Raw genomic sequence first — 5,622 nt, forward strand, 5'->3', positions numbered from 1 at the left:
CATCGCCCGGCGTGCGCCAGCGACCGCGGGGAGTTCGGCCACTGGGAGGCGGACAGCGTCATCAGCGTCGGCTGCCACCTGCACACCGAGGTCGAACGCAGGACCCGATACCTCAAGGCCCGCATCATCCCCGACAAGGGCGCGGCCGGCACCATCGTCGCCCAACTGGGCATATTCTCGCCGTTGCCGGCCCCGGCGCGCCGGAGCGTCACATACGACAACGGCACCGAGTTCGCCGGCCACTCCACGCCCGTGGAGGCCCTGGGCATGCTGACCTACTTCGCCGACCCGTACAGCTCCTGGCAGCGCGGAAGCAACGAGAACAGGAACGGCATGCTACGCCGCTACCTGCCCAAAGGCGGCAGAATCACCCCGGACATGGCCGACGAGCTGCAGGCGATCGTCAACGAGATCAACAACCGGCCCATGCGCCTGCTCGGCTACCAGACACCCGCCGAAGCCTACCAGCAGGAACTGCTAAACTTACCCCACCAGCCACAGTGTTGCACTTCAATCTAGACAACGGGAATCGCAAATCATCACTACCTGTTGTGCTATAATTCTGGTAAAGGTGGTGATGATATGCGATTTATATTTAAGGCATTAATAGTAGTTTTTATTATCCTTGCATTTCCTTTATCCATAGTTCTTGTCTTTAAAAATTGGTCAACGGCCATTGGTACTAGTACACCCATGTCATTAAAGCTTGGTTGGTTGGAGCAGTACGAACCGATATACCTCTTTTGGAGTGGAGTAATTCTGGCGGTACTGTTAATTATTTTTTTGCTTACCACACTTTTTTGGCCACGGTCACAATCATTATATCTTCATCAAAAGTCTGATGGTCAAGTGACCGTCAGTAAGAAAGCTATTGAACATTTTGTGCTTTCAGCACTTCAACATGAGCCCTTTATTGGCAACCCCAAGGTATCATCTAAGTTATCACGAAAAGGGATCACACTTAAAATATCGGGTGATCTACTAAATTCAGTCAATGCCAAGGAACAGACTGCAAATTTTCTTAATCAATTAAAAAAAGATTTGCGTATTTGTCTTGGAATTTCTGAACAGAAAAAAATTAAAATCAGACTCGTTGATTTTAATGAGTTGGACGCTAATGTGCATGAATCTCGAGTTGTCTAGGAGGTGATATCGTGACTGAACTCATTAAATCCTATTTTTGGCCACTGATTGGTGGGATTATGGGATTGCTCTTAGCGGTCCTTATCATCACTTTTGGATTTTTCAAGACGCTTTTTGTTTTGATTTTTATGGCAATCGGGATTACCGCGGGTTATTATATTCAAAAAACTGGTATCTTAACAAATTTTTTTAAATAACTGTTTGAATTATAAGGAGGAAAAATTATGCAGTATGGAACGCCAAGTGAGAAAACAACAACTAACGAAAAGTCTGGTGTTAAAGGCAATTTAACATTTGATGATAAGGTTATTCAAAAGATCGTTGGTATCGCACTTTCTGAAGTAGATGGCTTATTAACCGTAGATGGCGGCTTTTTCGCAAATGTTGCTGAAAAACTAGTTAATACTTCAGATGTCACATCAGGAATTGATGTCGAGGTTGGAAAAAAGCAGGTTGCAGTGGATCTCGACATTGTTGCTGAATACGGCATTGATATTTCTAAACTGTATGACAAGATCAAAAATGTCATCGTTCGGGAAGTAAAGAATATGACCGAATTAGAAGTAATTGAGGTAAATGTGAATGTTGTTGATATCAAGACAAAGGAGCAACATGAAAAAGATTCGACTTCTCTGCAAGATCGCCTGAGCGATGCCACAGACAAAACGAAGGAAGCCGTCAGTAAGGGCGCAGAGAAATCGAAGGAAACATTAGGTGACAGCGTTGATAAAGTAACGTCTGACAATAAATCTAGTCGTGTTAACTAAGGGAGTGAGTAAATATGGGACTTATTTGGTCATTAATCGTCGGGGCAATCATTGGTGCCATTGCCGGCGCAATCACTAACCGTGGTGCCGCTATGGGCTGGATTGCAAACATCGTAGCTGGTTTAATCGGTGCGTGGATTGGCCAAGGGCTCCTTGGCACTTGGGGCCCTTCGTTAGCTGGCATGGCTTTGATACCATCGATCATCGGGGCAATTATTTTAGTTTTGATTGTTTCATTAGTTGTTGGTCGAACCAGTAAAAAGTAAGGGAGAATTTTATGGACGTCTTGAAAAGTGTATTTAAGTTTATGATCGCTTCTACGCTCATTGTAGGTGGCGTCCTCATCGGTGGCACCGTCTTGGCTGCTAAGAAAGTAGATGGCATTGGTGATACATTGCAACAAAAATTACATGAATAATTAGCCAAATTTATCAGTATTAGGCTTCTTAGAACGTAAGTAATTGAGCAATTGAAGATCAGTTAATCAATATTTAAATTGGGGAGATAACCCTTTATAAATATAGATTGGAATTTTTTTGATAATTAATCCAAGCAAGCACTTTTTTACATACGTGCTTGCTTTTATTTATCTATACATTATGACCTAGCAGTTAAAAACTGTCTTTACAGATATAAATATAGTATTCTTACTGATTCTTTAATTTTATGATGGGTTTGTGGTAAAGGGAAGTTAACACTTTTTCGGACAGTTTGCTAAGCGACTTTTTGTGAAGCTTGGTCATACAAGGAAAGCCATGCTACTGGTGCAAGATAGTCTAAGCGTGCTTGTACCCTTACGCGGTTGTAAAAGGTCTCGATGTAAGCGAAGACTTGCGCTCTCAGATCATTGATATCTTTAAATTGTATCTGATAAATGAGCTCTTTCTTCATGATGGCAAAGAAGCTTTCGCTCCAAGCGTTATCACCCGGTTTTCCCAATGCTGAGAAGCTACGTTGCCAATGATATTGGTTGACCAACTTTGTCACTGCTTTGGCCGTGTATTGGCTACCACGGTTACTATGAAAAATACACGTTTCTGGCAAAGCCCACCTTTGGTGGGCTTGTTTAAGTGTCGCTAAGACTAAATCCGTGTCCATATGATTGGATATTTGATGAGCTAACACTAGGTTGCTGGTCAAATCCCTTATTTGGCAAATGTAAGCTTTTCCTTCTGATGTTGTCGTCTGTGTAATGTCACTTGATAAGGCTTCAAACGGCTTAAAAGATTGGTGTTTCACTAGATTGGGATAATCACCTTGACGAGCAAGGCGGCTATCGGTCAAACTCTTCGGATGACGACAACGGAGCGTTGAATACAGACCGGCATCAGCCATCAGACGGGCAACTCGGTGATAGGAAGCTTTATTACCATTTTTACGCAATAAACCGCAGATGCGTTTGGGCCCGTAAGTGCCCTGTCCTTGATCAAAAAAGTGTTTGATTTGTTGACGTTATTGCCTTTCTTTGGCGTTTCGCTTTGGCAAAGCTCTCCGCCAAGCATAATAACCACTCGTTGATACGTCTAACAAACGCGCCCACCTTACCACAGAAACAGAGGTTTCCCTCAACATAAAAGCATACTTATCGCTGGGGGTTACTTCTGGAGACGGGCAAAGTAAGCGGCGGCTTTTTTAACATATCACGCTCCAATGCTAATACGGCATTTTCACGTTTTAAGGCACGGTTCTCAGCTTCTAAAGAAGCAAACGGCGTTTGCTTTCCATCTTCGGTATATAGCTTCCGCCAACGATACAGGGCACTTTCAGGAACACCAAGTTCGGAGGCAATGATTTTAACTGGTTTGGAAGAGTTAAAAGTCAAACGTACCGCATTTTTCTTAAAATCTTGGTCGTAGCGATTGCGTGAATAGGTCATTTTGAGGACTCCTTTCGGATAAATCAATTCTCTTATGTTTCTGTCCGAAATTGTAGTACAGACCCAAACACCATTTTAAAGGAAGCTGATCTTTTTGTCCGAACAACGTTCGGATTAATTTTACAATCTACCATTTTCTCATAAAGATTTCTCATCAACAGCGGTTGACAAAGAGCCATTATAAATTAGATAATACATTAGAAGCTGGAGACAAGATTGTCTAGATAATGTGTGAGATAAAATTTTTGGCAGGTTATCATACATAAGATAAAATGTTTTTAAAACTGATAACGTATTTATTTCACAACAATTACGCATTTATTTTTGAGAAAAATATAAAGCAGGAGGATTACAATGCTGAAAACTTATTCTTTAACAAAAGATACATTATTAGTTTCGTCAGAATCAAATATCAAAAATTCTTCTGTTGTTTATGTTTATGGTGACGAACGAGAATATATCGAATCTTTTGAAAATAAATATGGCTTTAAAATAGGCAATATACTAACGTTTGATGATCGAGTTGCATGTGACACGATGATAGATCGGAACGATGAAAAAAGTTTGCTCGTAAGTTTTCTGTTTCCCGAGATACGTGAAGGTGGGCATCTAGATAATCTGATGACATCTGTTGTTTTCGTGGTATTTAAAAATAAGTTGATAATTTTTACAAAACAAAAATTAAAATTCATTCCCGAACTCTTATCCAATATGGTTTTACGAGATGTCAATAATTTCATAGAGGAAGTACTTTTAAAGATCATGCAAAAAAATTCCCATGTGATGCTTAACGAACTTCGTGGAATCAAGGAAAAAATTGATGATTTAGACTCAAAAATATCAACGTCCGGTCCACGCAGACCAACGTTTAGTAATTTATTGACTCTTCACAAATACATGATAGCTTTGTCAACAACTTATGGCGCTAATCACAAAGCGCTGGATTTCATTAAAAAAATTTCACAACTATTAATGATATTGATTTTACCACCAAAAAAATAATTGATGAGATATACGATACAAGTGACACAATGGATAGAATTATTTTAGGTTACAGCCAATATTTGGATGTTTTGGAAAATATGATAAACAATATGTCTTCGTATCAGCTAAACATGATTATGAAAACTCTAACAGAGCTATCAATCGTTTTGACTATTCCAGCGATTATTTTTGGTTTTTGGGGAATCAATGTCGATGTCCTGTTTGAAAAATCTTCTTATGGTTTTTTTGCTGTGCTGATTATCTCTGTTATACTAAGCCTAATTTGCTGGTTTTGGATGCGACGCAAAACATATTCGTAAAGTATTTGTGATACCCTAAGAACCTGTCTAGTATCTTTTAAGGTGGCTTTTCGCTGTTTGGTGTGGGTGGCTGGTCGGGTGGAGGTGGCTGGCGGGTAGTTTGGGGGGTATGGATACCACGTTGTTGTTCACCGCCGCCTTGCAGTTGCCTGATCCCTGGAGGGTTTCGGGTGTGGAGTTGCGTGACGGGGAGGGCGGCGGACGCGAATCGCACATCACGATCGGATTCGAGCCCGGCTCGCGTTTTTCTTGCCCGCATGCGCAGTGCGGGCGGGAGGCGTGCCCGATGCATGATGTCAGGAACCGGGTGTGGCGGCACTTGAACTTCTTCCGGTACAAGGCGTTCATCCACGCGGGCGTGCCGCGCGTATCATGCCCCGAGCACGGCGTGCGTGCGGTGCCGGTGCCGTGGGCCCGTCCAGGCAGCGGGTCCACGCTGTTGTTCGAGGCGATGGTCGTGGAGCCGGCGAAAAGCCAGCCGGTCGCGGACATAGCCGGGCAGGTCGGCGAACATGACACGGGATGTGGCGGT

9 protein-coding genes and 1 pseudogene are annotated in these 5,622 nt (G+C 42.5%); 9 read left to right on the forward strand and 1 reads right to left on the reverse strand.

The genetic code is table 11. The annotated features are described in order from the left end of the window. From BMON_RS03385 to BMON_RS10165, 6 genes are all read left to right on the forward strand, one after another. On the forward strand, nt 1–519 hold a 519-nt coding region (locus tag BMON_RS03385; RefSeq protein ID WP_034885257.1), incomplete at its 5' end, for an IS30 family transposase. A 63-nt stretch (nt 520–582) separates the two neighbouring features. Further along, nucleotides 583–1,143 carry an alkaline shock response membrane anchor protein AmaP gene (gene amaP / locus BMON_RS09475; protein ID WP_081882841.1) on the forward strand — a complete coding sequence of 187 codons (561 nt, stop codon included), beginning with the start codon at nt 583–585 and terminating at the stop codon, nt 1,141–1,143. A gap of 11 nt (nt 1,144–1,154) precedes the next feature. Continuing rightward, entirely contained in the window at nt 1,155–1,340 is a 186-nt protein-coding gene (locus BMON_RS03390; protein ID WP_033513760.1) for a DUF2273 domain-containing protein, read from the forward strand. Nucleotides 1,341–1,367: 27 nt separating this feature from the next. Next, nucleotides 1,368–1,910 (forward strand): Asp23/Gls24 family envelope stress response protein, encoded by a 543-nt coding sequence (locus BMON_RS03395; protein ID WP_033513759.1) that lies wholly within the window; start codon nt 1,368–1,370, stop codon nt 1,908–1,910. Between the two features lie 14 nt (nt 1,911–1,924). Then, on the forward strand, nt 1,925–2,176 hold the full coding sequence (locus BMON_RS09480) for a GlsB/YeaQ/YmgE family stress response membrane protein (protein ID WP_003680323.1): 252 nt from the start codon (nt 1,925–1,927) through the stop codon (nt 2,174–2,176). Between the two features lie 11 nt (nt 2,177–2,187). After that, entirely contained in the window at nt 2,188–2,328 is a 141-nt protein-coding gene (locus BMON_RS10165) for a hypothetical protein (protein WP_152595832.1), read from the forward strand. Nucleotides 2,329–2,624: 296 nt separating this feature from the next. On the opposite strand, the pseudogene BMON_RS09485 reads toward BMON_RS10165, so the two are convergent. Then, nucleotides 2,625–3,786 (reverse strand): annotated as a pseudogene (locus BMON_RS09485) (IS3 family transposase). 354 nt (nt 3,787–4,140) lie between these two features. On the opposite strand from BMON_RS09485, the gene BMON_RS09490 reads away from it, so the two are divergent. The 3 genes from BMON_RS09490 to BMON_RS03400 form a co-directional block, all read left to right on the forward strand. Beyond that, nucleotides 4,141–4,788, forward strand: coding sequence for a CorA family divalent cation transporter (locus tag BMON_RS09490; RefSeq protein WP_081882842.1), 648 nt, complete (start codon nt 4,141–4,143; stop codon nt 4,786–4,788). 29 nt (nt 4,789–4,817) lie between these two features. Further along, nucleotides 4,818–5,090, forward strand: coding sequence for a CorA family divalent cation transporter (locus BMON_RS10760; protein WP_272944900.1), 273 nt, complete (start codon nt 4,818–4,820; stop codon nt 5,088–5,090). Between the two features lie 109 nt (nt 5,091–5,199). Beyond that, a partial coding sequence (locus tag BMON_RS03400) for a helix-turn-helix domain-containing protein (protein WP_193345832.1) occupies nt 5,200–5,622 on the forward strand: 423 nt, incomplete at its 3' end.

The sequence above is a fragment of the Bifidobacterium mongoliense DSM 21395 genome (assembly GCF_000741285.1).
Lineage (GTDB): Bacteria > Actinomycetota > Actinomycetes > Actinomycetales > Bifidobacteriaceae > Bifidobacterium > Bifidobacterium mongoliense.

Excerpts from the sequence above, each read along its gene's own strand:
- amaP (WP_081882841.1), top strand. The coding sequence starts at position 583 with ATGCGATTTATATTTAAGGCATTAATAGTAGTTTTTATTATCCTTGCA.
- BMON_RS03395 (WP_033513759.1), top strand. The coding sequence starts at position 1,368 with ATGCAGTATGGAACGCCAAGTGAGAAAACAACAACTAACGAAAAGTCT.
- BMON_RS09480 (WP_003680323.1), top strand. The coding sequence starts at position 1,925 with ATGGGACTTATTTGGTCATTAATCGTCGGGGCAATCATTGGTGCCATT.
- BMON_RS10165 (WP_152595832.1), top strand. The coding sequence starts at position 2,188 with ATGGACGTCTTGAAAAGTGTATTTAAGTTTATGATCGCTTCTACGCTC.
- BMON_RS09490 (WP_081882842.1), top strand. The coding sequence starts at position 4,141 with ATGCTGAAAACTTATTCTTTAACAAAAGATACATTATTAGTTTCGTCA.
- BMON_RS10760 (WP_272944900.1), top strand. The coding sequence starts at position 4,818 with ATGGATAGAATTATTTTAGGTTACAGCCAATATTTGGATGTTTTGGAA.